This is a genomic window from Bacillus sp. Root920 (assembly GCF_001429445.1).
Lineage (GTDB): Bacteria > Bacillota > Bacilli > Bacillales > Bacillaceae > Bacillus > Bacillus safensis.
Genome location: NZ_LMJV01000013.1, coordinates 20189 through 45138 on the forward strand (window position 1 = coordinate 20189; position 24950 = coordinate 45138).

Consider the following 24950-nt stretch of genomic DNA (forward strand, 5'->3'; position numbering starts at 1 on the left):
ACGGTTTTATTTTTCCTAAAAAACGGTTAGAATGCGCACTAGATGTTCTCATACCGAAGGGAGAGAAAATGATGAAAAAGGTTTCATACACACTCATCGCTTGTTTGTTATCTGTTGGACTTGCAGCCTGCTCGTCAAACGATGCCAAACAAGATAAGCAAAACGATTCAGCCAAAAACAAGGAAACAACACAGGCTGATCAAAAAGAGCAGCAAAAGCAAATGGAAGAAATGCAAAAGAAATTAGACGCACAAAAAATCGATGATCAAAAGGTCGTTGCGACCGTCAACAAAGACAAAATCACAGGCAGTGAATACAATAGCGCCTTATCTACCATTCAAGGCCAGCTTCAGCAGTCCGGGCAAGACCCAACTTCTAAAGAAGGCGAGAAAGCAGTCAAGAAACAAACCATTGATGCGCTCGTAGGACAAGAGCTCATCCTGCAAGATGCTGAGAAGAAGGGCTTCAAAGCCTCTGACAAAGAGGTAGATAAGCAGCTAAAGGAAGAAAAGAAACAGTTTAAAGACAACGCTCAATTCGAAGAAGCACTGAAAAAGAGCGGACTTACATTGGATCAGCTGAAAAGCGACATTGCCGACAGCATCAAATACAGCCAATATGTCGACAAAGAAATCAAATCAGCCTCCGTCTCTGAGAAAGACGTCAAAGCGTACTATGATCAATACGCAGATCAAATGAAAAAACAAAAGCAAAAAGCACCAGAATACAAAGAGGTTAAATCACAAATAAAAAAACAGCTAGAATCTCAAGAAAAGCAAAAAGAAGTACAAAAAGAAATTGAAAAACTAAAGAAATCTGCGAAAATTAATGTGACTCTGTAACCGCTAAGAAAAAATCCGCCATTGTGCGGATTTTTTTGTTACTTCACGAACCATTTTTCCAAATTTATGACAAAAGCCTCATCATAAACGTCTCTTCCATCCGATATGATGGGAGTACAAAAGAAAGCGCTAACAATTCTTTTGTCTCTGAAAAGGTACAGGATCAAAAGCCATTCTCGTACTTTTGCTTCAGTCAATCGGACATCTACAAAAGGAGGATCTTTATGTTCAAATGGTTTAAACCTGCTCCACATATCGACAGGCTTGATGATGCCAAAACAGATGAGACGTATAAGCGGCTGCGGCTGCAAGTCTTTCTAGGCATCTTTATCGGGTATGCGGGCTACTATTTGCTGCGCAAAAATTTCGCTTTTGCCATTCCATATCTACAGGAAGAGGGGTTCACGAAAAGTGAATTAGGCTTTGTACTCGCAGCCGTATCTATCGCTTATGGCTTTAGTAAATTCATCATGGGGATGATCTCAGACCGCTGTAACCCTAGATACTTTTTAGCTGCCGGACTCTTTTTATCAGCTCTTATCAATATCCTATTTGTCTCATTTCCATGGGTCACATCCAGTGTATGGATCATGTTTTTATTCATGTTCTTAAACGGCTGGTTTCAAGGCATGGGGTGGCCGCCATGCGGGCGTACGATGGCGCACTGGTTTTCGGTTAGTGAACGTGGTACGAAAATGTCCATTTGGAACGTCGCTCACAATATCGGCGGCGGAATTCTTGCACCGCTTATCACATTAGGAATTGTACTGTTTGCAACGTGGAAAAGTATCTTTTTCTTCCCTGCCATCATTGCCATTATCGTCTCCTTCGTGATCATTCTTCTCGTACGGGATACCCCGCAATCCACTGGTCTTCCGCCAATCGAGGAATATCGAAATGACTATCCGGCACAAAACTATGAGGATCAAGAAAAAGAATTAACAGTGAAAGAGATTTTATTTAAATATGTACTCAACAATAAATTCCTATGGTATATCGCCATTGCCAACGTGTTTGTGTACTTTGTCCGTTACGGTGTCGTTGACTGGGCGCCGACCTACTTAACAGAAGCAAAGGGCTTTTCACCAGAGCATTCACGCTGGTCTTATTTTCTTTATGAATATGCAGGCATTCCCGGTACATTATTGTGCGGCTGGATCAGTGACCGCTTCTTTAGAAGCCGCCGCGCACCAGCTGGCGTCATCTTTATGGCCGGGGTGTTAATTGCCGTTCTTGTTTACTGGCTAAACCCTGCAGGCAATCCAATGGTCGATAACATTGCCCTCATCAGCATCGGCTTTTTGATTTACGGACCGGTCATGCTCATTGGACTTCAAGCCATTGATCTCGCTCCAAAAAAAGCAGCTGGCACTGCTGCCGGACTGACAGGCTTCTTCGGCTACATAGGCGGCTCTGCCTTTGCCAATGCCATGATGGGCGTCGTCGTCGATCACTATGACTGGACAGGAGGCTTCATTTTACTGGTTGGTTCTTGTGTGCTTGCGATTGTTTTCCTCGCTATGACATGGAATACAGGAAAACGCGTAGAGCAAGCTTAATGAAAATCACATAAAAGATTCATATCCGCCCAACATGCTCTTTACATCTATTTCTTATGATGGAGGCAGTTACCGTAAAAGGAGGATAAAATATGAAGAAAAGTAGATTACTTGCTTTCGTGTTGCTCTCTTTTGCTTTACTGTCTTTTGCGTGGGTGCCGGCCACCGTATCGGCACATGAAAACCTTTTATCTCCAGATCGCATCTTAACCGTTGCACACCGCGGAGCATCAGGGTATGCACCAGAGCATACCCTGGCTTCCTACAAGCTCGCCACAAAGATGAATGCAGATTACCTCGAACTCGACCTTCAAATGACAAAGGATGGACATCTCATCGTGATGCATGATGAAACCGTTGACCGAACCACAAACGGAACAGGCTGGGTCAAAGACCTCACACTTGCTGAAATCAAACAGCTTGATGCTGGTACATGGTTTAACGAAGCCAATCCCGACAGACAAAATGCCAACTATATCGGACAGAGAGTCCTTACATTAGATGAGGTGCTGCGCTATTTCGGCAAACGAGAGAATTATTATATTGAAACAAAAAAACCAGACCTTTATCCGCAAATGGAAGAAAAACTATTGGCCGCCTTAAAGAAACATCACCTTCTTGGGAAACACACAAGAAAAGGGCAGGTTATCATACAATCATTTAGTGAAGACAGCCTGCTAAAGCTGCAGAAATTAGCCCCACGCCTGCCAAAAGTACAGCTATTAGACAGAAACCAAATGACATCCATCACAGACGATCAGCTCGACTTTATCAAAACGTACGCCGTGGGTGTTGGACCGAATTTCAGAGCATTAACACCTGAAAACGTCCAGCAGGTCAGAAGCCACGGACTCCTCCTTCATCCATATACGGTAAACAGCGAAGCAGACATGACCCGTCTACTGCAATACGGCGTCACCGGCCTTTTCACCAACTATCCAGATGTCTTTAACCGTGTCAAAGCCTCGTTGTAACAACAAAAGCCTTGCGGTCCGCTCCGCAAGGCTTTTGATTATTTCACCGTTTGATTAGATGAAGCTGTTTCAATCGGCTTTCGTTTTCCAATTCCAAATACAAAAAAGCTAAGTGCAACTAAAATCAAGAACCCAATTGCTACAATAAGAGAAATACGCGTATCCTGATTAATGAGCATAAACACAAGAACCATCAATAAAAATCCGATTGTAAGATAGTTAGAAAACGGCGCCAGCGGCATCTTGAACGGGTGCTGATCAAGTGCTGCCCCCTTTGCCTTTCTGAAGCCGATATGACTAATCAAAATGACAAACCAAGGCACCATCCCAGGAAGGACACTCGCACTATACACATAGACAAAAATGTTTGGCGGAGAAACATAATTCAGGACCACTCCTATCGCTAAACCAATCAGCACAGCGAATGTCCCAAAATACGGTACACCGTTCTTCGAAATTTTCGTAAAGAAAGCAGGCGCCTGACCATTCACACCTAATGTATAAAGCATACGGCCCGCACTGAAAATACCACTATTACAGCCGGACATCGCTGCTGTAATGACAACAAAGTTAATAATACCAGCCGCTGCTGTAATCCCGATCTTCGCAAACGTCGCCACAAATGGACTGCCAAGGGTATTCAGCTGATCCCAAGGATACACAGTCACAATGACAAAGATCGCACCGATATAGAAAATCAAAATACGCCAGATGATACTTTTGATGGCATTTGTCAGCGTCTTTTGCGGATTTTGCGCCTCACCCGCTGTAATCCCAATGAGCTCGACACCTTGATAAGCAGCAATAACTAGAGACAATGCAAACAGGAATCCGCTAAATCCACCTGTAAAGAACCCGCCATGCGCCCAAAGGTTAGACAGCCCAATAGGAGTCCCGCCATTTCCAAAACCGAAGAAAATAATGCCTAAACCTGCAACAATCATCAAGATAATCGTCACAATTTTGATCATCGCAAACCAAAATTCAAACTCACCGAACGACTTAACCGAAATCAAATTGGCCGCTCCTAAAATGATCATCGCAATTAACCCTGGAATCCACGCAGGCAGCTCTGGGAACCAATATTTCATATAAGCCCCAACCGCAATAATTTCAGACATTCCGACAATGACCCACTGGAACCAGTTACTCCAAGCCGTCATATACCCTGCAAGCGGATGAATATATTGATGCCCGAATGTAGCAAACGACCCTGTACTCGGCTCAAGATATAACATTTCTCCCATCGCACGCATAATAAAAAAGATAAAAATACCACACACTGCGTAAGCTAGAAGAACCGATGGACCTGTCCACTGAATGGCCTTCGCTGACCCCATAAATAAGCCAACACCGATTGTGCCGCCAAGAGCGATCATTTGAATATGGCGGGCACTTAACCCTCTCTTTAATTCCTTTTGAGCCACTTTTCTTCCCCCTCATCAACAAACAACATAAAAAATAAAAATCAGAATTTTCATTCTGATTGAGAAACATCAATCTTTCGATGTATATTATCATAATAAATCTACCCTTAAAAAACAATTGTTTTTTTGAGGAAAACACTATTAACAAAATATTCTGACATAAAAGTAAGTTCAAATTATTTTATATTAATATAATCAATAACCAGAAAAATCTTCAAAAAAAGACCGCTCACACGGTCTTCTAAGCTCTGTAAATTTATAGGAACTTCGGCAATTGCTTTCCTAAAACACTTTCCTCTGGTAAATCACAGTAGAAAGTCCCCAAGACAGCAAGTAGAAGAGTATAATCAGCACAGCTGACCCCGTATATAGAACAGGGATCGATAAATTCATGATAAAATCAGTGAGCCCACTAAATTGCTCTGCTAAATAGAGAACAACAGGCGGTCCCATAGCAGATAATACGATAAAGCCAATGATCACTGCCGTTGTGATATAGCCAGGCTTTAAGATATAAAACAATGGAAACGTACACGCCGCGAACAATAAAAACAACCCGCTACCAATCGCAATATCTGACATCGAAAACAGCTTCCCAAACACAAGTAATGCAGCACTTGTCAGCCCGATCGCAATGACCATATAAAAAACGGCACCAAGATAACGGGAGGCAATAATTTCATTCCGGGTATAAGGCAAAGAATTTAATAGAATATTCGTTTCTGCCTTTTCATCATACGCATATGTGTTAAATGGAATGAAGACACTAGCGACTATAAACGTCAATACTGGATGGACATCCATGAAAATAAAAAATAAGATAAACGGAATAAAAATAAGTAACTGCTTCTTTTGCAAAATCACATCACGCTTAATTAAATGAAACATGCGCAACCCCGCCTTTCAAATAAAACATGATATCCTCAAGCGACGCCGGTTCAATCACAACAGCATCCCCAAAAATAAGTTTCACCTCATCAACCCGATCGGTTAATGCTTCAAATCCGGCTGCTGTACGCTGGATATGGACAAAGGCCTTTTCTGTATCTCGATCCAATAACTCCAGGCTTCCTTTCACAAGCGCATAACCCTCTGCCACTTCATGAATCGACTGTTGAAAAACCAGCCTTCCATTTTGTATAAACGCAATATAATCCGCAATCCGGTCTAAATCAGTCGTCACATGCGTCGAGAAAAAGATCGTCTTATTTCCATCAATCATCAATTCTTGTAACGTGCTGAGCAGCTCTCTTCTAAAAACCGGATCTAAACCAGCAGTTGGTTCATCCATGATAATCAGCTCTGCATGATGTGACAGCGCAATCGCTAGTGAAGCCTTCATCTGCATGCCTTTTGAAAATGTTTTGATCGCTTTATTCAGCGGCAGACCAAACTGTTCAATATATTGATCAAAAAGCTGGTCATCCCAGCGTTTATAGGCAGGAGCCACAATCCGTTTGATGTCCTTTAAATTCAACCCTGGAAAAAAAACATTGGCATCGTAAACAAATCCGATTCGTTCCTTAATCTCTTTTTCATGAGTATGATAATCCAATCCAAAAACTTTTATGTCACCTGAATCGGGTTTTAACAAATTCATGATCATTTTAATGGTGGTCGACTTACCCGCTCCATTCTCTCCAATAAACCCTGTGACAAAGCCTTTCTTAACCCGTAAATCAAGATCCTGAACGGAAAAATCCTTGAATTGTTTCGATACTCCTTTAAATTCAATCACATGCTCCACTCATCTCACTCCTCATATAAGAACTTTAATAACTGCTGCAATTCATCAAAAGATAAGCCTAATTCTTTCCCGTTTGTGACTACTGCTCCAAGCTGTTCCTCGATCACCTTCAATTTCTTCTCTCTCATCACTTCTAGGTTTTGTTCCGCAACAAATGATCCCTTGCCTACAATCGAATAAATAAATCCCGCCTTCTCTAACTCTTCATACGCTCGCTTTGTTGTAATCACGCTAATTTGTAAATCCTTCGCCAGCTTTCGAATAGACGGCAACGCTGCACCTTCTTCAAGCTCACCCGTTAAAATCATCGATTTGATTTGATTCGTAATTTGCTCATAGATAGGCTCCTTAGAATGGTTTGAAATCGTAATTTGCATATAAAAACCTCTTTTTTCAGATAGTTGGAACAAAATATTGTATATACACTATATATACATTATATACACACTGAAAGAATATTCAACCATTTTAAAAATGTTCTCCTCATTTTTTTAAAATAAAAAACCGCACAGCCCTTAAGCCATGCGGTTCTTTAACAAAATGCTTTATTTCCAATATACCCATTTTCCCATAAGCCACTCCACAGGACCTCTTCTCCATTTTTTCAAATAGAGGTAGCTGATGAACAGCTGTGCTGTGTACAGTCCGACAGCAAGCAGCAGCCCAAACATTGACCCCAATTGTCCAAATAGACCAAGTCCATAAGAATAGAAAATCGTTGTACAAATAATCGACTGCGCCAAATAGTTTGAGAGAGACAAACGGCCAAGCCCTGCAAGCAGGCGTTTGAAACCTTGGGCTGCCTTCGAATAGTAGAAAACAATAAAGGCTTGAATATACCCAATCGTCAGCACATAGGCACCCAGCGTAATCACCAATTCACTCCAAGGAGCATCAATGAACGTCGCACATTTTAAAACGAGCCCGATGATAATCATCCAAACCCAGCCTTTACGATAAGCCATTCCTCGATCTTCTTCTGTCAAATGACCCTTTTTCCCGATCGCCATGCCAAGCAGTGCAAACGGGCCAACCATGATCGTACCAAAAAGAAAACCTAATATCGGCATAAGCGCAATGGTCACGATCGCTAGGATCATGGTCACAATCATCATATCGTCTTCAACCGTAATCCGGCTGAGCAAAATATCCCCATAATCACCTTTTGCATACACATCGGTTAATAAATCATCAGTCCCATAAACAAATTTCATCATGTATGGCAAAACGACTAATGACAACGCACCTAACACACCCGACCAAATAAGCATTGTTTTAATCCGGCTGCTCAAAAACATCATCAAGAAAAACGTACAAGCTCCATAATAAAGAAGAATGTCACCGTTCCAAATAAAGATGTAATGCAGCATCCCAAGCACAATCAAACCAAAACCACGGCGAACGACAATGGCATTCGTATTTAATCCCTTGGCCTTCGTCGATTCAATCAGCTTGATAAAAGAATACCCAAACAAAAAAGAAAAAATCGGATAAAAAGACCCTTGGAACAAAATTTCCGTCACATATACACCGAATTCCTGTCCCCAAAAACTCGAATCAAACATTTTCTCAAAATCATAATCATATTGGAAATTAAGCATATTCACAATCAAAATACCTAATAAACTAAAACCACGTAAACTATCAATTAACTCAACCCTAGATCCCTTCAAGACGACAGCTCCTTCGGACAATATAAAGATAAAGCATATTTATCCTACCACACTTTTAAAAAAATGGTTTCCATCCCCATGTGAAAAAGTGCGTTTTAAGGTAAATTTAATAAAAAAACCTAGAATCTATATTCTAGGTATCATACTAAATACTTATGACTTATGACTTTCTTCTTCCCGCAGCACACGCTTCAAATAAAACAAAATTCCCAAACCGAATAAAATCAACGCCATTTCCAAGTCTGCAGAAATCGGCAACCATTTCAGCATCATTAAAATCAGCAAAACCGCTCCAACACCTGCGAAAAAAATGACGTTTCTTTTTAATTCTTTGTTTGATTGAAACAACACTCTCTCCTCCTTGATACTTACTAACCAAATGAATGTTTTTCTAACCAGCCGGTATCTCCCATTTTCCAAGCTATTCATTGACCCTAAAAACTCCTTTGATCTTAAGGGCAAATCCAAGGAAGATGCTCAGGCCAGTTGAGTTTCTGCGTTCCCACTATTCATCCCCCTTATCTTTTAACTGAAAGGCGATGATTTTTCCTAATGCTTCCTCAGCAGCAAAAGGAGTAACGCTGCCTGTTGGATTTTCTTGTTCTTGTTTTAAGCACTCGTACATGTTTTTTTCAATTTTTGATGGATCAATCCAAGAGATACACCATGATGCCCAGAAACAAGTAGGTCCCTCATAACGTTTAGCAAGTGCCAGAAGAAATGGCAAGCTAGGTTTCCCAATCCTCATGAGTGACATGGCAGCGGCCATTCTTGTATCTTCTTCGTCACTTTCTAATAGCCGAGCTAGCGGTTCTGCTGCGTCCCCCGCATCTGCTCCAAATTCACCAAGTACAGCTGCTGCAATGTTCCGCAGAGAGCCTTTTTCTTTTAAAGCCTCAACAAGGACGGGCACTGCATCTTTTCCATATTTTCTTAAATCTCCTATTGCTTGAACGATCGTTACTTCATTTGTATTGGCCAATTGTTGAACGGATTGAGACAGCTTATTTTCTGGTTTCATTTACAATCAACTCCTCTTTTTAATGAACCGCACGGTATCGATAACAAAGCACATAAAATCCAGCCCCAGCCGCTAGGGATACAATTGTAGTCAACAAGCCATCAGTGATGAGATGAATGCTAATCATGACCATCGCACTGATCACAAACGCAAATAGCAATGATCGATAATAGGCGGCCAAAGCAAAACTCCTTTCTCTTCTCAGAGGCTGCATAAAGGTAAAGAGCCGTATGGCCAAAAACCATATATAAACTCCTCCACCAAATAAGGTCCAATACAATACATCCTGAATCTCAACCAAATAAAGAGAAATCAAGTAGAAAGCATACAGCCAAAAGGTTTGAAACACCTCTAACAGAATGATTTTTTGATATAAAGCACCTGGAAAAAGGTAGAGCACTCCCGTTTGTGCGTGTCTTACAATCCCTGCATAATATGAACTAAAAAGAACGGATGCCGCGATGACGATCAAGAATAGATTCAGCCAATCTGAAAAATAAGTAAAGACGACATAGTAAGTACCAATTAACAGCATAGTAGATAGTACATGGAAAATCATATACTTTTTTATCAGCAATAATTCAATCCAAAGAAAAGCCCAAATGCCCGTTAATGCCGGAAGTCCCCACCATGTCCTGCTCTTTTTTTGAACAATTGGACTTGATTGAATATGTTTCCCCTCAAATTCCTCCCAAAATACTGCTTCCTTGACTAAAGACTCCTTCATCTCTAAACGATGACTAGCCTTGTACATCATCATGAAAGATAGAAACATCACTCCAATAAAAATGAAGACAGAAAGAATGGAGAACTCTTCGATCATACGTCCAGATTGAAACATCAAAGAATCAGCAAAGTTCATCAATGAGGGCTGTTTCATCATCAATTGATTCAACACAAGCAGTGCAAAGAAGCAAAACATCAATACAAAACCGAGTAAGAGCAAACGCTTGTATACTTGAATGGTTCTGGCACAAGACACCGCAATCATCCAAGTTTCGACCAAACATAACAGCCCTGTCAGGATGAGTGATTTTCCAAGCAGAAACGGGTACTGCTGTGTCATAAAAAACAGAAGAAGGTCCGCAGCCAAAGCAGAGATAATGAAAAGAGCCCCTCGCCAGAAAATGTGATACATCCATACACTGATAACAACCGTCCATAAAGAAGCGCCATTTCCATATAACCAAGTGATATCGTTCATCTGACTAGGCAGCCGATTCGTAAACAAACCAAAACCCGTATAAAGAACAAACAAACAGACAATAATCCATCCTGCTGCACTTGTATCCCAATCACCCATACTTGAAACTGCGCTTAGCTGAAAACCAATTGCCGCTATGAAAAGAAGTAAGATCAGAAAAGGCATTTTCTTTTCTTGATTTTTACTGATCAAGCGCCTTTGAGATTTCATCCATAAAAGGGAGAGTGTGTTATTCACTTGACCACTCCCCCAGAAGTTGAATGACTTCTGCCCTCCACTCAACCTGTTCTTCCTTTATTTGAGGAACATCCATACTCTTCATGATGGCACCGTCTCGAATCAATACCACCCTGCTGGCTGTATCGAGAACGAACTCCAGACTATGAGTCGACACAAAGACCGACCCACCTTGACTGCTTTTTTGTCTCAGCCAATTAGACAGCCACTGTTTAGACGGAATATCTAACCCGACAGTCGGTTCATCTAATATAAAAAGGGAGGCATCTTGAACAATGGCTCCTGCTAAGACGACACGCTGCTTTTGGCCTCTTGACAGCCTTCCGCACAGTTCATTCATCTTCTCTTCCATATTTACTTCTTTCAACGCTTCATATACCTTTTCCTTGAACTGTTTTAAGCCTTTATGATATCCACGAGCACGGAATTGAACATGTTCAGCAGCCGTTAAATCTGGATACAAATACGGCTGATCAGGAATAAGAGCTACTTGTTTTTGGACATGGGCATGACCAGGCGGGAAACCCTCTATGAGAATATCCCCTCCATCTGGTTTATATAGACCTGTTACACACCGAATCGTTGTCGTCTTCCCGGCACCATTAGGCCCAAGCAGCGCCACAACCTCACCTGCTTCGATGGAAAATGACAGACCCTCTATCCCATCACCATTGCTATATCGCTTGCTTACATTCTGAATCTCCATGAACGGCATCAAATCTCTCCCTTTTATTAGAGTGATGTATGCTTATCTATGGTGTGTTAAAATTAAAAACGAATGTCATTAGACCCACTATTCACTAACCCTAATATTACCATATAGGGAATAACAAGGTAATAGGAATGAGGTAATCTATTCTATATACAACGGAAAAAGAAAATAGTTTATGTACAAAATAAAAAAAGATTGGGTGGCAGCATCCCAATCTTTTATCTATTAACCCTATACCATCTCCTGACACGCCCAAGCATCCACCTCAACCTTTAAAGCAGGTGAAGCCAAAGCCACCACATAAATCATCGTCATACAAGGCAGATGATCGCCTAAAAACTGCCCCATAATTTGTTTCCTGCTCTCAGCATCGAACTCTCCAACGAGATAAAATACTAGTTTCGTTATATCTTCCACAGCCATATCTGCCGCTTCTACATTTCGTTTCACATTCTCTAACGCTAGCTCTAGCTGCTCCAACGGACTTTCGGGGATTGTCCCATCCGCTTCCATTCCCACCTGACCTGATAGAGTTAACCACCGCTGTGGTCCAGTTGTTTCTATTTGATGGGTATATGGGGCAACTGGCGGGTGAATGGTCTCAGGATTACGTGATGTTCTCATTGATAAAAACCCCTTTTCTGAAAATACAGTCAATTTTTATCATCATATCAAATTTTCAACCGTATTCAGATTTTTATGCTCAAAGTAAACCTGAAGATACTGCTATAATTCTTGTTTTCTAAAAAGAAAACATCCTATGAGAAAAAAGAAAACAATCAATACCGATACACCTAGAAAACTTGTAAGTGCCTGATCCGAATAAGTCCCTTTATGAATCATCTCTTCGGCTGCACTTGTCACGCCTTTAGGCGCAAACTTCCCTAATGTCTCTTCATAAAATGAAGGTACGGTAAACAGAATAAGGTTGATCAAAAGCGACACACCGCCAGCTGTGACAGAACGTTGAAAGAACGCCGAAGCACAAATGGTCGATACCACAATCAGCAATAAATTTGGATAATAAAGAAGTGTTCCTTTTAACACATTGACCCAATCCACATGCCCAAATTGAATGTCCACATAATAAACAGAGGCAAGCACCGCCACCACCAAACTAAACAAAGTCAAACAGGCATAGGCGCATATTTTCGAGACATAGTAACTCGTTCGACTGATCGGTTTCACCATAATCATCGCAGTCACTCCAGAGGCACGCTCTCCAGCGATCGCCCCCATCACGATCATAATCAGGATAAACACACCTAGCGAATCAAATTTACTCAATGCACTCGCCAAAGCCTCTCCTGCACTAGGCTCTGGTATGTAAAATGTAGATCCTTCAGGTAAATTAGCTGATTTCGATAGAAGATCCGGCAGCATTTTGAGCGTAATAGGCTGCGTAATCATTAAAATCGTAAAAATGATTGGCACAAACAACATTTTATAACTAGTGAATAACTCCCTAAATTCCTTTTTCAACATCATCATGCATTCACAACCTTCATGAAAATATCTTCAAGCGTCAGCTTAGATAGTTGATAATGGAGGAGAACACCGCCAGATTCAGTGATGAGACAAGGCAGCTCCTTCAATGCTATTTGTTGATCGTTCACTCGCACCTGATAAGCGTTTTCTGTCTCAATACATTCCTCCACCCAATGCCGCTCTTTTAACAAAGCCACTAATTTCGTATTCTGTTGTTCTAATTGAAATTCAATCACTGGCTGGATATAGTCTTCTTTGATCTGTTTCATGGAAGAAGACATCTCAATTTTGCCACTATTGATCATGATAATATGATCTGCCACACGTTCAATGTCATCTAAAATATGGGTCGACATAAAGATCAACATCTCTTGTTTCAGATGCTCAATCAATGTCAGAACGTCTTTTCTCCCCATGGGATCAAGTGCAGACACAGGTTCATCCAAGATGAGAACCTTCGGGCTGTTGATAAGCGCTTGTGCAATGGCAAGCCTCTGCTTCATGCCTCCGCTATAGCTGCCAATGGCACGATCTTTCGCCTCATATATGCGGCAAAGCTTCAACAGCTCCTCTGTTTTGGAGCGAATGATTTTTTTCTCTAAATGAAATAACCCGCCACCCCAATGCATCCACTCCTGCCCCGTCATATCCTGATAAAATGCAGGATGCTGCGGACAATACCCTATCACATGACTGATTTGATCCATGTCCTTTGTCACATCCATACCCGCCACCTTCACGACACCAGACGTAGGACGAGCAAGTCCCGTCAAAATCCGGATCGTTGTTGTCTTCCCCGCTCCATTGGCTCCTAAAAAGCCAACACATCCAACCTCCCCAACAGAAAACGAAACATTTTTTAAAACTTCATTCGGACCATACGATTTCGTCAGCCCATGACACTCCAGCATATTCAAGCAAATCCCCCCCTTTTAAGATGATTTACGACCAAAAATCAAATAGACAATAGGACCGACACTCGCCACAAACACGATCACCAACGCCCAAACCCATTTCAACTCTCCTCTGATTCTCGATGGGTCTCTTTTCAACAAATCAAACAAACCAATCACCATCAACATCGCTTGCAGCAAAATAAGAGGTAATATCATCTTCATATCCATCCAAGCCACTCCTTTTTCAAACGCCAATTTGTTTTGGTATTACTTCTTTTGACGACATGAAGAGTGAATTCGTTCAAATGGATTTTATTTTTATTGGTCGAATGATCTATAAATATAAAAAAGCCCAGTGAAGGTTAGTTCACTGGGCTTGCTTGTTATTCTCATGATGTACCTCGTAAAATCTTTTCCATCTTCTTTCCTTTCGCTAACTCATCAATCAGCTTATCTAGATAACGAATGTTCTTCATGGTTTCTTCCTCAATGTCCTCTACCCGTACACCACAGATGACTCCTTTAATTAAACTGCGGGAAAGATGAAGCTCAGGAGCCTCGGCAAAAAATGTTTCTATATCTGTATTTTTATCCACCTGTTCCTGCAACTCTTCTGGACTGTACCCTGTTAACCAACAAATAATCGTATCGACTTCAGCCTTTGTTCGTCCTTTTCTCTCTGCCTTTGCGATGTAGAGAGGATAGACTTTTGCAAAGCTCATTGTGTAAATTTTAGGTTTGGTCATGTGTCTGCTCTCTTTCTTTATTATTTAACCTGTATTACCTGCGCAAGGTGCGTTTGGCATTCTATTTATAATGTACTTAGCACATTATAACCCATGTAAATCTTCTAATATTGTACCCTTAATCAAAAATCTTCGTACGTTCCAGTTCTAATGAAACAAAAATACCCCTTTAGAAACGATATCTAAAGGGGTATCAAAAATCCGATTTTATTTAAACCTACTCCACCGTCACACTCTTCGCAAGGTTACGTGGTTTATCCACATCACACCCGCGGTGAAGGGCTGCATAGTAAGCGATTAGCTGCAATGGAACAACAGATGCAAGTGGTGCAAGTGCTGGGTGTACAGCTGGAAGGACGAAACGGTCGCCTTCGTCTTCTAGACCTTTTAGTGAGATGACACATGGGTTTGCTCCGCGTGCAACGACTTCTTTGACGTTACCGCGAATACTGAGGTTCACGTGCTCTTGCGTTGCAAGGGCAATGACCGGTGTGCCTTCTTCAATTAAAGCAATTGTGCCGTGTTTGAGTTCTCCGCCAGCAAAGCCTTCTGCTTGGATGTAAGAGATCTCTTTTAGTTTTAGTGAACCTTCAAGGCACACATAGTAGTCAAGTCCTCTTCCGATAAAGAATGCGTTACGTGTCACTGTGAAGAAGTCACGAGCGATTTGTTCCATTTCATCCTTTTGATCGACAAGGGCTTCCATTGCGTTTGCCACAATACCAAGCTCTTTCACAAGATCAAAGTCAAGAGATTGACCATTTAATTCAGCTGCAACGGATGCAAGGATTGCAAGTACAGCGATTTGTGCTGTGTAGGCTTTTGTTGAAGCCACTGCGATTTCTGGTCCTGCATGAAGAAGCAATGTGAAGTCCGCTTCACGAGAAAGCGTTGATCCTGGTACGTTTGTGATCGTTAATGCTTTATGACCAAGCTCTTTGACTTGAACAAGTACAGCACGGCTGTCCGCAGTCTCCCCAGATTGAGAAAGGAAGATGAACAACGGCTTTTTCGATAGAAGCGGCATGTTGTAAGAGAATTCACTTGCTACATGGACTTCTACAGGTACTTTTGCCCAGTCTTCAATGTATTGTTTACCGACAAGTCCAGCATGGTAGCTCGTTCCGCAAGCCACAATGTAAATGCGGTCTGCTTCTGCTACTGCGCTTGCGATATCGCCAGCGACTGACAGCTTGCCGTTTTCATCTTGATATTCTTGGATGATTTTGCGCATAACAAGCGGCTGTTCATCCGTTTCTTTTAACATGTAGTGAGGATATGTGCCTTTCTCAATGTCGCTTGCATCAAGCTCAGCGATATAAGAAGGACGTGTCATGATATCACCGTCAAGGTTTTTGATGATGACCTCGTCTTTTGTGACAATGACCATTTCTTTATCCATTAATTCCGCATATTCGTTTGTTACTTGAAGCATCGCCATTGCGTCAGAAGCCACAACGTTGAAATCTTCGCCGAAACCAACCAATAATGGGCTTTTGTTTTTCGCCACATAGATTGTTTCTTTGTTTTCGTTATCGAAAAGGGCAATTGCGTAAGAGCCTTTTAGTTGAAGAAGCGTTTGACGGAAAGCTTCTTCTGTATCAAGACCTCTGTTTACAAATTGTTCGATGACTTGAACAACAACCTCTGTATCTGTGTCGCTTTTTAGTGTGACGTCTTGTAAATATTCGCGTGTCAATTGTACATAGTTCTCAATGACACCGTTATGAACAAGCGTAAAACGGCCAGAAGCACTTTGATGCGGATGCGCATTTAGATGGCTTGGCACACCGTGAGTTGCCCAGCGTGTATGTCCGATTCCTGCTGAAGATGCCACGTTTGCATCCACGACTTCACGAAGCTCAGCGATACGTCCTTTTTCTTTGAACACATGCACGCCTTCTTCGTTTGCCACAGCGATACCTGCTGAATCATACCCGCGGTACTCAAGCTTCTCTAAACCTTTTAGTAAGATTTCCTTCGCATCATTCTGACCAATATAACCTACGATTCCACACATAAATATTCTTCCTCCCGATCATGTGAAAGGGACAAAGAAAGCCTACTAAAATAGAAGGGACATTTCTTCGTCCCTCTCTACATGTTTATTTTGGGAGATCATGTGTATTCCCTTTGTACAAAGAGTCACCTCTTTGGTTTAAAGAAACACTTACGGCTGTGATCTCTTTTTTTGATCAGCCGGGAGGCATCCGCCGAAAATTCGATAACCTCCATCCTCGTCAACTAAGCATCTTTCGTCCGATCGCTTAGTTCGGGCGCTATAATTATAAGAGAGTTCCTGAACATCTACCCTGCCTTTCCTGATAGAATAAAAATCCAGTAACACAAGGATGATTGTACTATAAGGTCTGACCTCCGTCAATCACAATTTAGCGGGTGATCCCCTTCATTTGAGAAAGTGAGACCTCCCTACACTATATGCGATGAGGCTTGTCACGTTCTACCTTTGATGTGCTCTCCTATGTATGAAGGCAGCTTCAAGTTGCCCTCGCTTATATCATTCGTATAGATCCATCCAATTATGTCGTTTATTCGAAAAAAAGCAAACCGCTGCCAGCGGTTTGCTTTCATCTACTACTCAATGCCCATTTCTTCTTTCACAACAGCTGTAATTCGAGCCACATATTCATTACACAGCTCTTTTGTTTTCGCCTCTGCCATGACACGTACAAGCGGCTCTGTCCCCGATGGACGAACTAGGATACGGCCGTCACCATTCATCTCTTTTTCGACCTCTTGGATCACCGCTTTTACTTTTTCATTTTCTTCTACTTTATATTTATCAGACACTTTCACATTCACTAAAAGCTGCGGGAACTTTTCCATTTCCGCTGCAAGCTCTGATAATGTTTTCCCTGTCGCTTTGAGCGTATTCACAAGCATGATCGCAGAAAGCATGCCATCACCTGTCGTATTATAATCAAGGAAAATCAAATGACCTGACTGCTCGCCGCCGACATTATAGCCATCCTTTTTCATCGCTTCGACCACATAGCGGTCACCAACAGCTGTTTGAATGCTCTTAATGCCTTGCTTCTCAAGCGCTTTATAGAAACCAAGGTTACTCATAACCGTTGACACGACGGTGTCATCCTTTAATCGGCCTTCATCCTTCAAATAACGTGCACATATGTACATAATTTGATCGCCGTCTACGATATCACCTTTTTCATCGACTGCAATTAAACGGTCACCGTCACCATCAAACGCAAGACCAATATCTGCACCCTTCTCCTTCACAAAAGCAGAAAGTGCTTCTGGATGAGTGGAGCCTACACCATCATTGATATTCAATCCATTTGGAGATGTTCCCATTGTAGACACATCAGCATCTAAATCTGCAAATAAATGTGTCGCTAGAGAAGAGGTTGCACCGTGTGCACAGTCAAGCGCCACGTGAATACCTGTGAAATCCTCGTCCGCTGTCTGCTTTAAGAATTGCAAGTATTTCTGACCGCCTTCAAAGTAGTCGTTCACCGTTCCAAGATCGGCTCCAACTGGGCGTGGTAATTGATCGACTGGCTGATCCATCAGCTGCTCAATTTCGTTTTCCTGTTCATCTGACAGCTTAAAGCCGTCACCGCCGAAGAATTTAATGCCGTTGTCTTGAACTGGATTGTGTGAAGCAGAAATCATGACACCCGCTTCAGCATCCATTGCCTTCGTTAAATAAGACACACCAGGTGTTGAGATCACACCTAGACGCATCACTTCAGCTCCAATTGAAAGTAAGCCTGCAACAAGCGCTCCTTCTAACATATGACCAGATACACGTGTGTCTCGACCAACGAGTACCTTTGGACGTTCTTTATCCTTCGTGAGCACATAGCCGCCAAATCTCCCAACTTTAAATGCGAGCTCTGGCGTTAATTCGCTATTCGCTACACCCCTTACACCATCAGTTCCAAAGTACTTGCCCATGCTTCAATCGCTCCTTTTTTACCATTCAAGAGGACGCTTCGTCCTCTTTTTTATCTTCTTTGACCCGCTGTCTTTGACTCGATTCTTTCTTTGCTTTATCTTGCGTGGATTCTTCTTTACTCTTCTCACCCTGACCATCGTCATCAGTTGATGGATCTTGTTGATCTTTTTGATCCTTCCGATCATTCGTCGAAGCCGGCTGATCCTCTGTATCAGTAGAAGTGAGTTTCACTTTGACCTTTGATCTCGATAATGTCCAAGTCACATTTTGAGGACCATTCACTTGAACTTTGACCTCATGGGTTCCTTCGTTCAAGTCCCCTGCATTGATATAGGCTTCAACATCTGAAGCCTTTAGTTTATCAATCGCACTCTTTGATCCCTTTGCTGTTAACGTGAGCCGTCCAGAAGAGGGGCTCACAAAATCAGAAGTGAGATCCTTGCTCAAACCCACGACAGAAATCGGTACATTATCGATCTTTTTTTCTTCAGCTGTTGCAACCTTCACTTTGATCTTAACGGTTTCGGGTGATACCTTTTTCACACCATCTGGCAGGGGAATATCGGCATCAATCTCCGTATCATCTTTGATCTTGCTTAGGTCCAGCTTGACGCCATCAATAAAATCAAGGGCATCCAGCACCTTTTGAGAGCCGTACACTGTGACCTCACTCGGGCTTGTCTCAATGCTTGAGATGCTGATCCCTTCTGGCAAGCTGTCCGTCCGCTCAATTTTAAAAGGGACCTTTTTGCTTGGACTAGAGATTGGGACCGTAATATCCACCACGGACGGACTTACTTCGACTGGCAGCTCATTCCCGCTGCTATCATACACAGTGAGCTTCGCCTCTTTTTCAATTTGCTGATCGACATCTTCTAAGTTCACAAAAGCTTTAATGACAGAAATTTTGTCGATGACGTCCTTTGATCCAGTAACTGTGACGTTTTTCGGATTCACAATGGGCTGTTCAGGTGAATAGCCGTCTTTGATTTTATTTTGATTATAAAACTCGGTTTCAACAGGAAATTCAGCTGTCGTTTTTTCTTGTATCGTCACAGTCGTCACAGATGGATTAATCGATAGTGTGAGTCCCTTTGATACATCTCTTGCCTTCAGCTCCACTTTATGTGTACCTGTCGATAAGTTCTGCATGTCTGCGTAAATTTCAAAATTCTTTGTTTGTCTTGCTGTTTTCACAGCACTTGTTGATCCTTTAATCGTGACATTGACTGTCTGCGGCACACCAGTGACGACGTACTTCTCGTCATCATAATACGCTTTAACAGGAATGTCGGTTAAAGTTGCTTCATCTGTCGTCGATGTTGGGAAAAAGGATTCACCGATTTTTTTCGGCGTGGGCGCTTGCGCTGAATTGACTGCACCATACAGCAATAAAGCGAAGACCAATGCAAGAAGCTTAACGGCCCAGCGATTATTCAAAATCTTATCCATTTTTCTTGCCCCTCCAATACCATTTGGTCGAGGAAGCATCTTTGCTGTTCTTACTAAATTCAGCAATCAGCATTTCTTCAAGCGCTTCTTCTGTCAATTCTCGGTGAAGATCACCATTCCTTGCGACAGAAATGCCGCCAGTTTCCTCAGAAACGATGACAGTTAAGCTGTCTGTCACTTCACTAATTCCGACTGCAGCCCTATGACGCGTCCCCAGCTCCTTAGAGATAAAAGGGCTTTCTGACAGCGGTAAATAGCAAGCTGCAGCTGCAATCTCATCCCGCTTCATAATGACAGCACCGTCATGAAGCGGTGTATTCGGAATGAAAATATTAATGAGCAGCTCTGAACTCACCTTTGCATTCAAAGGAATTCCTGTCTCTATGTAATCATTCATTCCGGTATCGCGCTCAATTGTTAGCAGTGCGCCGATTCTGCGTTTCGCCATATAGTTAATTGCTTTTGTAATTGCCTCGATCGTTTTCTGCTGCTGTTCCTCTACAGGTGTCCCGCTTCTTGAGAAGAAACGGCCGCGCCCAAGCTGCTCAAGCGCTCTCCTTAGCTCTGGCTGAAAAATAATAATGATCGCAAGAAATCCCCACGTAATCGCTTGATCCATCAGCCATTGAAGTGTGTTAAGACCGAGATACGCACTTCCCATCCTGACGAGAACAATGACCACAATTCCCTTTAAAAGCTGAACCGCTTTTGTTCCGCGGATGACCATCATTAATTTATATATCACATACCAAACAACGAGAATATCAACAGCATTACCGAGGTACTGCAAAAAAGGAATATCCCCTAAAGCCATTTCCTCGTCCTCCAGAATTTTCAGTTATTCTTCGTTTGATGCATTTTTTAATATAAAAAGAGCCTATGTATCAATACATAGCGTGGCTATTATACCACATTTTGTTTCAGCAAGGAAAATAGTTGCCATATCTGGCTAAGTTGCTAGTATGCGTGAATCCCACCAATGTATAGAAAAAGAGCAGCCCCCCTTAGAGACTGCTCTTTAAGCCGATTGAGTTACTTTTGCTCCTCTGGCCCAATGACCCGCATTACGTTTTGTGCTGTTGATTTCATTTTGTACCAAATCCAATCAAACACTTCATTAATTTCATTAATTTGACCAGTGACTTGTCCGGCAGAAGCAGTCAACTGTTCCCCATTGACGACGGTGACATTTCCATCAACCTTGCCTTCTACAATCAGCTTGCCATTTTTGACAGTGACATCACCCTTTACGGTTTCCCCTTTAGGTACGGTCACTGTATCATTTTCAACGACGAGATTCGGCTGCTTTGACACACTGAAATTATGATCGGTATTCCAGCTCGTAAACAGACTGCCTCCCATTAAAATGAGAAAGAGGGCAGCGGCTACCATCAGCGGGTGAGCTTTGATCCATCTTTGAACCGACACACGCTTTTTCTCCTTTGGAAGACCTGCCATCACCTTTGCAGTGAAATCAGATGGTGCTTCTATATGAGATGTACTCTGCACTAGCGCGATGGATTTCTCAATTTGTTGAAAATGAGTACGGCACTCCTCACACGATTGCAGATGGCTTTTTAATTCTTTTTCGTCTTGGGGCTCAATGTCCCCGTCTAAATACTGATGCATAAGCTGGACGATTCTATCCTGACAGCTCATCAAAATCACCTCACTCAAAGGTCTCTCAACTGTTTCCGGAGAGCCTCTCTACCCCTGTGTATTCTCGTTTTCACCGTACCAACTGGTATATTCAGAATCTCACTAATTTCTTTTAACGAGAGTTCATCAATATACTTTAATACGATGACCGAACGATATTTATCGGGTAATCTTAGAATTTTTTGCTGAATGGTACTCGATAATTCAAGAGACACCACCTCATCCTCTGGCAAAATGCCATCAGCAGCAATTTGAGAATACATATTTAACCCTTCTGTTCCTGCCACCTCTGCATCTAAATAATAATCCGGCTTTTTTTTGCGAATACGGTCGATGGTCAGGTTGGTTGCAATGCGGTACAGCCACGTGGAAAACTTGCGATTCACATCAAAGCTTTCGATATTCACATAAGCACGAATAAACGCCTCCTGCGCAATATCCTCCGCTTCGTGTGCATTCCCAAGCATACGGTAGCACAGCTGATAAATTTTGTCTTTATACAGGTCTACGATGTCTGCAAATGCGTTCTGGTCGCCTTTTTTCACTTGCTTAATTCTCTTTTTAATCATTGTGTCCATAGTATATTCAACCTCTGCCTTCACCGGTCTTTATGTATACGAACCTCTTTCCAAAAGGTTTCATTCTCCTCTAAAAAATAGTGTAACAAATTTTTGACAGTGTGTTACGCTTATCAACCGGTAAAAACCTTAACATATCCTTAAATTTTCCCAAAACAAAAAAAGAACGGGAACAAGTCCCGCTCTACAATAGCTTTTCACCCATTAACGAACCAATTAACGCAACTGCTGCTTCAGCGGTTTTGTTTTTCTCATCTAAAACCGGATTTACTTCAACAAATTCAGCAGACGTTAAAATACCCGCCTCCTCTAAAAGCTCCATTGCGAGATGACTCTCCCGGTAACTAATGCCGCCTGCTACCGGAGTACCTACACCAGGGCATTCCGCTGGATCTAATCCATCTAAATCAAGCGACAGATGGACACCATCTGTTCTCTCCTTTAGATACCCAATCGCTTCCTCCATCACCCTTGTCATCCCTAAACGATCAATTTCATGCATCGTATACACTTTAATGCCTTTCTCTCGAATCAATGCCCGCTCTCCTTCATCTAAAGATCGAGCACCAATTATAACGACATTTTCAGGCTTCAATTTAGGCGAATAACCGCCAATGTTCGTTAAATCTGCATGCCCAAAACCGAGACTGACAGCAAGCGGCATGCCATGAATATTTCCAGAAGGAGACGTTTCCTCCGTATTCAAATCCCCGTGTGCATCATACCAAATGACTCCTAAGTTTTCATAATGCTTGGCTACCCCAGCAAGTGTGCCAATCGCAATGCTGTGATCACCGCCTAAAATGAGCGGAAACGAACCAGATTGCACAATACTGTCAACCTTCTCAGCAAGCAGCTGATTTGCCCCAGCATTCTCCGTCAAATTTTTCAGCTTTTCACTTGTATATAAACCTTTCTCATCATCTCTTTGTTCAACTGGAATATCTCCAAGATCCTCTACATCAAATGAGAGCGTTTCCAATTTTTCTTTTACGCCTGCACAACGAATCGCACTCGGCCCCATATCGACGCCCCTTCTCGTTTGACCCAAATCCATTGGAACTCCAATAATCGTGACCTTCTTTTGCTCTCCCATATGTACATCCCCTTTCCGTTCATGCTTATATTTTACTTTCTTGATGCCTTCTGACTCAACTCAACAACATTTTGAATAGTTATACAGTCCCTCTGCCAACATAAAAAAAGACACCTTTTTCAAAAAGGTGTCTTAACTGGGCTAGCTGGATTCGAACCAACGCATGACGGAGTCAAAGTCCGTTGCCTTACCGCTTGGCTATAGCCCAAAAATGGTGGAGGGGGACGGATTCGAACCGCCGAACCCGGAGGGAGCGGATTTACAGTCCGCCGCGTTTAGCCACTTCGCTACCCCTCCACATATGGAATTGATAAAGAAAAAACAGTGCCGGCAAGAGGACTTGAACCCCCAACCTACTGATTACAAGTCAGTTGCTCTACCAGTTGAGCTACACCGGCATATGGTGGAGGATGACGGGCTCGAACCGCCGACCCTCTGCTTGTAAGGCAGATGCTCTCCCAGCTGAGCTAATCCTCCACATCATGGTGACCCGTACGGGATTCGAACCCGTGTTACCGCCGTGAAAGGGCGGTGTCTTAACCGCTTGACCAACGGGCCAGTTTGTCAAGTTTGTTGTTTCCGTGAAGCTGACAAAAGTTATTATATACAGGTTGTCCCCCTTTTGTAAAGGGGATTTTTATTTTTTTTATTTTCTAACTATTTACTCCCTATTCGTTCAACATCTCGACTGAAATATAATTTCAATATTCAAATATAATATTGAAATTTCATATCATACTCAATATACTGAAAATGAAGAAATAAGGAGGTATGTCACATGCAGCCGTCTCAACTGCGTTCTTTGACAACAGAATCAAGAAACCCCAACACAATGGGAATTTCACAAGCAGACCCGCTGGAAATACTCCAGATGATCAATGAAGAAGATATGAAGGTCGCTCAAGCAGTCAACCTTGTACTTCCACATGTCAAAACAGCAAGTGACTTTGCTTATGAATCCATCTTAAATGGAGGCAGACTCGTTTATTTAGGCGCCGGAACAAGCGGCAGAATTGGCGTAATGGATGCTGTCGAATGTCCACCAACCTATAGCGTCTCACCTGATGTGATTGTAGGCATCATGGCAGGCGGAGACTCAGCTTTTTCTCAAGCTGCCGAAGATGTGGAAGACAGTGAAGAAGCAGGCAAACAGGATTTAGTACACATTCACCTGACATCAAAAGATACAGTCGTCGGTATTGCCGCAAGCGGCAGAACACCTTATATCATCGGCGCTTTAAACTACGCAAAGTCAATTGGAGCTAAAACAGTAGCACTCAGCTGCAATGAAGAGGCAGAAATTAGCGAGCTTGCAGATTGCGCCATTGAGGTCATTGTAGGACCAGAAGCCATCACTGGGTCAACAAGAATGAAAGCAGCATCCGCTCATAAAATGATTTTAAATATGCTTTCCACCTCAGTCATGATTAGACTAGGCAAAGTATATGAAAACCTGATGGTTGATGTAAAAGTCAGCAATCATAAATTAAAAGAACGCGCCATCACCATCATTCAACATGTGACAAATGCTTCCTACGAACAAGCCGTAAAGACTCTTGAAGCAGCAGACTTAGAAGTCAAAACTGCCATCGTCATGCTCCAAACAAACACAGACAAGAAAACAGCCAAAGATTTACTCAACAAAACGAATGGCCATATTGACAAAGCGATCTCACGTTATCAATCCTAAAGGAGG

Annotated in this window: 25 protein-coding genes and 5 tRNA genes; 4 read left to right on the forward strand and 26 right to left on the reverse strand. The window is 42.3% G+C overall.

The window, feature by feature from the left end; genetic code table 11:
* Nucleotides 1-71 precede the first annotated feature (71 nt).
* The 3 genes from ASE42_RS17880 (at nucleotide 72) to ASE42_RS17890 (ending at nucleotide 3375) form a co-directional block, all read left to right on the forward strand.
* Nucleotides 72-842, forward strand: coding sequence for a SurA N-terminal domain-containing protein (locus ASE42_RS17880; protein ID WP_056768484.1), 771 nt, complete (start codon nucleotides 72-74; stop codon nucleotides 840-842).
* A 224-nt stretch (nucleotides 843-1066) separates the two neighbouring features.
* A complete protein-coding gene (gene glpT, locus ASE42_RS17885; RefSeq protein ID WP_024424430.1) occupies nucleotides 1067-2401 on the forward strand; it encodes a glycerol-3-phosphate transporter in 1335 nt (444 codons plus the stop codon).
* Nucleotides 2402-2493: 92 nt separating this feature from the next.
* Entirely contained in the window at nucleotides 2494-3375 is an 882-nt protein-coding gene (locus tag ASE42_RS17890; protein WP_056768487.1) for a glycerophosphodiester phosphodiesterase, read from the forward strand.
* A gap of 38 nt (nucleotides 3376-3413) precedes the next feature.
* Here ASE42_RS17890 and ASE42_RS17895 read toward each other — a convergent pair whose 3' ends face one another.
* The 26 genes from ASE42_RS17895 to ASE42_RS18020 form a co-directional block, all read right to left on the reverse strand.
* Entirely contained in the window at nucleotides 3414-4802 is a 1389-nt protein-coding gene (locus ASE42_RS17895) for an amino acid permease (RefSeq protein ID WP_041106123.1), read from the reverse strand.
* A 282-nt stretch (nucleotides 4803-5084) separates the two neighbouring features.
* A complete protein-coding gene (locus ASE42_RS17900) occupies nucleotides 5085-5690 on the reverse strand; it encodes an ABC-2 transporter permease (protein WP_041106121.1) in 606 nt (201 codons plus the stop codon).
* A complete protein-coding gene (locus tag ASE42_RS17905; protein ID WP_041106119.1) occupies nucleotides 5674-6549 on the reverse strand; it encodes an ABC transporter ATP-binding protein in 876 nt (291 codons plus the stop codon). Before ASE42_RS17905 ends, ASE42_RS17900 begins: the two co-directional genes overlap by 17 nt.
* A gap of 5 nt (nucleotides 6550-6554) precedes the next feature.
* Nucleotides 6555-6926, reverse strand: a complete 372-nt coding sequence (locus tag ASE42_RS17910; RefSeq protein WP_056768488.1) for a GntR family transcriptional regulator — start codon at nucleotides 6924-6926, stop codon at nucleotides 6555-6557.
* A 168-nt stretch (nucleotides 6927-7094) separates the two neighbouring features.
* Nucleotides 7095-8222, reverse strand: coding sequence for a DUF418 domain-containing protein (locus tag ASE42_RS17915; RefSeq protein ID WP_056768491.1), 1128 nt, complete (start codon nucleotides 8220-8222; stop codon nucleotides 7095-7097).
* A gap of 153 nt (nucleotides 8223-8375) precedes the next feature.
* The gene (locus tag ASE42_RS17920; protein ID WP_025093543.1) at nucleotides 8376-8570 is read right to left on the reverse strand and encodes a hypothetical protein; all 195 of its coding nucleotides are present in this window, start codon (nucleotides 8568-8570) and stop codon (nucleotides 8376-8378) included.
* Between the two features lie 157 nt (nucleotides 8571-8727).
* The gene (locus ASE42_RS17925) at nucleotides 8728-9243 is read right to left on the reverse strand and encodes a HEAT repeat domain-containing protein (RefSeq protein ID WP_041115347.1); all 516 of its coding nucleotides are present in this window, start codon (nucleotides 9241-9243) and stop codon (nucleotides 8728-8730) included.
* A gap of 19 nt (nucleotides 9244-9262) precedes the next feature.
* The gene (skfF, locus tag ASE42_RS17930; protein ID WP_056768493.1) at nucleotides 9263-10684 is read right to left on the reverse strand and encodes a sporulation killing factor system integral membrane protein; all 1422 of its coding nucleotides are present in this window, start codon (nucleotides 10682-10684) and stop codon (nucleotides 9263-9265) included.
* Nucleotides 10677-11399: an ABC transporter ATP-binding protein gene (locus ASE42_RS17935; protein WP_056768495.1), complete on the reverse strand. Its 723-nt coding sequence runs from the start codon at nucleotides 11397-11399 to the stop codon at nucleotides 10677-10679. Before ASE42_RS17935 ends, skfF begins: the two co-directional genes overlap by 8 nt.
* A gap of 228 nt (nucleotides 11400-11627) precedes the next feature.
* A complete protein-coding gene (locus ASE42_RS17940) occupies nucleotides 11628-12020 on the reverse strand; it encodes a RidA family protein (protein WP_056768497.1) in 393 nt (130 codons plus the stop codon).
* 102 nt (nucleotides 12021-12122) lie between these two features.
* Nucleotides 12123-12887, reverse strand: a complete 765-nt coding sequence (locus tag ASE42_RS17945; RefSeq protein WP_056768500.1) for an ABC transporter permease — start codon at nucleotides 12885-12887, stop codon at nucleotides 12123-12125.
* On the reverse strand, nucleotides 12884-13801 hold the full coding sequence (locus tag ASE42_RS17950) for an ATP-binding cassette domain-containing protein (protein ID WP_056768502.1): 918 nt from the start codon (nucleotides 13799-13801) through the stop codon (nucleotides 12884-12886). Before ASE42_RS17950 ends, ASE42_RS17945 begins: the two co-directional genes overlap by 4 nt.
* Before the next feature lie 15 nt (nucleotides 13802-13816).
* Nucleotides 13817-14008: a PLD nuclease N-terminal domain-containing protein gene (locus ASE42_RS17955; RefSeq protein WP_056768504.1), complete on the reverse strand. Its 192-nt coding sequence runs from the start codon at nucleotides 14006-14008 to the stop codon at nucleotides 13817-13819.
* Nucleotides 14009-14169: 161 nt separating this feature from the next.
* On the reverse strand, nucleotides 14170-14526 hold the full coding sequence (locus ASE42_RS17960; RefSeq protein WP_056768506.1) for a DUF2200 domain-containing protein: 357 nt from the start codon (nucleotides 14524-14526) through the stop codon (nucleotides 14170-14172).
* Nucleotides 14527-14743: 217 nt separating this feature from the next.
* Nucleotides 14744-16546, reverse strand: a complete 1803-nt coding sequence (gene glmS, locus ASE42_RS17965; RefSeq protein ID WP_008360582.1) for a glutamine--fructose-6-phosphate transaminase (isomerizing) — start codon at nucleotides 16544-16546, stop codon at nucleotides 14744-14746.
* A gap of 575 nt (nucleotides 16547-17121) precedes the next feature.
* Nucleotides 17122-18468 carry a phosphoglucosamine mutase gene (gene glmM, locus ASE42_RS17970; RefSeq protein WP_034284242.1) on the reverse strand — a complete coding sequence of 449 codons (1347 nt, stop codon included), beginning with the start codon at nucleotides 18466-18468 and terminating at the stop codon, nucleotides 17122-17124.
* A 25-nt stretch (nucleotides 18469-18493) separates the two neighbouring features.
* Entirely contained in the window at nucleotides 18494-19921 is a 1428-nt protein-coding gene (locus ASE42_RS17975; protein WP_056768508.1) for a YbbR-like domain-containing protein, read from the reverse strand.
* Nucleotides 19914-20735: a diadenylate cyclase CdaA gene (gene cdaA / locus ASE42_RS17980; protein ID WP_008344027.1), complete on the reverse strand. Its 822-nt coding sequence runs from the start codon at nucleotides 20733-20735 to the stop codon at nucleotides 19914-19916. Before cdaA ends, ASE42_RS17975 begins: the two co-directional genes overlap by 8 nt.
* Before the next feature lie 218 nt (nucleotides 20736-20953).
* Entirely contained in the window at nucleotides 20954-21580 is a 627-nt protein-coding gene (gene rsiW / locus ASE42_RS17985; RefSeq protein ID WP_024424448.1) for an anti-sigma-W factor RsiW, read from the reverse strand.
* A gap of 14 nt (nucleotides 21581-21594) precedes the next feature.
* The gene (sigW, locus tag ASE42_RS17990) at nucleotides 21595-22158 is read right to left on the reverse strand and encodes an RNA polymerase sigma factor SigW (protein WP_024424449.1); all 564 of its coding nucleotides are present in this window, start codon (nucleotides 22156-22158) and stop codon (nucleotides 21595-21597) included.
* Nucleotides 22159-22342: 184 nt separating this feature from the next.
* Complete coding sequence (gene rocF / locus ASE42_RS17995; protein ID WP_056768509.1) at nucleotides 22343-23254, reverse strand: arginase; 912 nt, start codon at nucleotides 23252-23254, stop codon at nucleotides 22343-22345.
* A 136-nt stretch (nucleotides 23255-23390) separates the two neighbouring features.
* Nucleotides 23391-23462 (reverse strand) — tRNA-Gln (locus ASE42_RS18000).
* Nucleotides 23463-23466: 4 nt separating this feature from the next.
* Nucleotides 23467-23551 (reverse strand) — tRNA-Tyr (locus ASE42_RS18005).
* 28 nt (nucleotides 23552-23579) lie between these two features.
* Nucleotides 23580-23652: transfer RNA gene (locus tag ASE42_RS18010), tRNA-Thr, on the reverse strand.
* A gap of 3 nt (nucleotides 23653-23655) precedes the next feature.
* Nucleotides 23656-23731 (reverse strand) — tRNA-Val (locus ASE42_RS18015).
* 6 nt (nucleotides 23732-23737) lie between these two features.
* Nucleotides 23738-23812 (reverse strand) — tRNA-Glu (locus ASE42_RS18020).
* 220 nt (nucleotides 23813-24032) lie between these two features.
* On the opposite strand from ASE42_RS18020, the gene murQ reads away from it, so the two are divergent.
* Nucleotides 24033-24944 (forward strand): N-acetylmuramic acid 6-phosphate etherase, encoded by a 912-nt coding sequence (gene murQ, locus ASE42_RS18025; protein WP_056768510.1) that lies wholly within the window; start codon nucleotides 24033-24035, stop codon nucleotides 24942-24944.
* Nucleotides 24945-24950: the final 6 nt, after the last annotated feature.

Bases quoted from the DNA above. Each gene is read 5' to 3' on its own strand.
- ASE42_RS17880 (WP_056768484.1), top strand. From the start codon at position 72: ATGAAAAAGGTTTCATACACACTCATCGCTTGTTTGTTATCTGTTGGA.
- glpT (WP_024424430.1), top strand. From the start codon at position 1,067: ATGTTCAAATGGTTTAAACCTGCTCCACATATCGACAGGCTTGATGAT.
- ASE42_RS17890 (WP_056768487.1), top strand. From the start codon at position 2,494: ATGAAGAAAAGTAGATTACTTGCTTTCGTGTTGCTCTCTTTTGCTTTA.
- ASE42_RS17900 (WP_041106121.1), bottom strand. From the start codon at position 5,690: ATGTTTCATTTAATTAAGCGTGATGTGATTTTGCAAAAGAAGCAGTTA.
- ASE42_RS17910 (WP_056768488.1), bottom strand. From the start codon at position 6,926: ATGCAAATTACGATTTCAAACCATTCTAAGGAGCCTATCTATGAGCAA.
- ASE42_RS17925 (WP_041115347.1), bottom strand. From the start codon at position 9,243: ATGAAACCAGAAAATAAGCTGTCTCAATCCGTTCAACAATTGGCCAAT.
- ASE42_RS17935 (WP_056768495.1), bottom strand. From the start codon at position 11,399: ATGCCGTTCATGGAGATTCAGAATGTAAGCAAGCGATATAGCAATGGT.
- ASE42_RS17940 (WP_056768497.1), bottom strand. From the start codon at position 12,020: ATGAGAACATCACGTAATCCTGAGACCATTCACCCGCCAGTTGCCCCA.
- ASE42_RS17945 (WP_056768500.1), bottom strand. From the start codon at position 12,887: ATGATGATGTTGAAAAAGGAATTTAGGGAGTTATTCACTAGTTATAAA.
- ASE42_RS17955 (WP_056768504.1), bottom strand. From the start codon at position 14,008: ATGGATATGAAGATGATATTACCTCTTATTTTGCTGCAAGCGATGTTG.
- ASE42_RS17960 (WP_056768506.1), bottom strand. From the start codon at position 14,526: ATGACCAAACCTAAAATTTACACAATGAGCTTTGCAAAAGTCTATCCT.
- glmS (WP_008360582.1), bottom strand. From the start codon at position 16,546: ATGTGTGGAATCGTAGGTTATATTGGTCAGAATGATGCGAAGGAAATC.
- glmM (WP_034284242.1), bottom strand. From the start codon at position 18,468: ATGGGCAAGTACTTTGGAACTGATGGTGTAAGGGGTGTAGCGAATAGC.
- ASE42_RS17975 (WP_056768508.1), bottom strand. From the start codon at position 19,921: ATGGATAAGATTTTGAATAATCGCTGGGCCGTTAAGCTTCTTGCATTG.
- cdaA (WP_008344027.1), bottom strand. From the start codon at position 20,735: ATGGCTTTAGGGGATATTCCTTTTTTGCAGTACCTCGGTAATGCTGTT.
- rsiW (WP_024424448.1), bottom strand. From the start codon at position 21,580: ATGAGCTGTCAGGATAGAATCGTCCAGCTTATGCATCAGTATTTAGAC.
- sigW (WP_024424449.1), bottom strand. From the start codon at position 22,158: ATGGACACAATGATTAAAAAGAGAATTAAGCAAGTGAAAAAAGGCGAC.
- rocF (WP_056768509.1), bottom strand. From the start codon at position 23,254: ATGGGAGAGCAAAAGAAGGTCACGATTATTGGAGTTCCAATGGATTTG.
- murQ (WP_056768510.1), top strand. From the start codon at position 24,033: ATGCAGCCGTCTCAACTGCGTTCTTTGACAACAGAATCAAGAAACCCC.